This window comes from Pedobacter sp. 01N416 (genome assembly GCF_056399685.1).
Genome location: NZ_JBFTRT010001060.1, coordinates 1 through 545, shown reverse-complemented (window position 1 = coordinate 545; position 545 = coordinate 1). Strand labels below are relative to the sequence as shown.

Below are 545 nucleotides of genomic sequence, written 5' to 3'. Positions count from 1 at the left end.
GACAGGAATCAGAGCGAAGGATAAAATCGACTAACACAAAGTTTGTATTAAGTAAAATATAGCTTCTGCTTCCCTTCAAAAACCGCAGACACAAAAACTATTTGTAAAATTGTACATGACGACAATCAGCACCACATTAGTTTCTATTTTAATTCCCTGCGTTGCATTAATTACTTCCTGCAAAAGCAATAAATCCGAGGCAGAAAATGCGAAAGCCGTTTTAGATACTGTTTCTTTAAGCAGTAAAAATTTCGCGTTAGCCTATCAGGACGGAGATAAAATTGTAGCCACGAGTATCGATACCATGAAACAGATTTCGTTCGGCGGTGCTACCGATCCGGCTATTTCTCCTGATGGAAATAAACTGGCATATACYCTGAGCGATTCGGCCGGGAACAGATCCATTTGGATTGCTGATATGGAAAACAAGAGCCAGGGTAAATTGCAGGTAAATAGTAATAATTATTATCAGGCCATGTGGTCGCCTGATGGAGCTGCGATCGCTTTCAATATTTTTAACAGTAAAAACTTATGGAAGATAGGTG

Annotated in this window: 1 protein-coding gene; it reads left to right on the top strand. The window is 39.3% G+C overall.

The features are described from left to right. Positions 1-115: 115 nt before the first annotated feature. Positions 116-545, top strand: a 430-nt coding sequence (locus tag AC1DND_RS29230) for a TolB family protein (RefSeq protein ID WP_477586522.1), incomplete at its 3' end; no start/stop codon positions are given.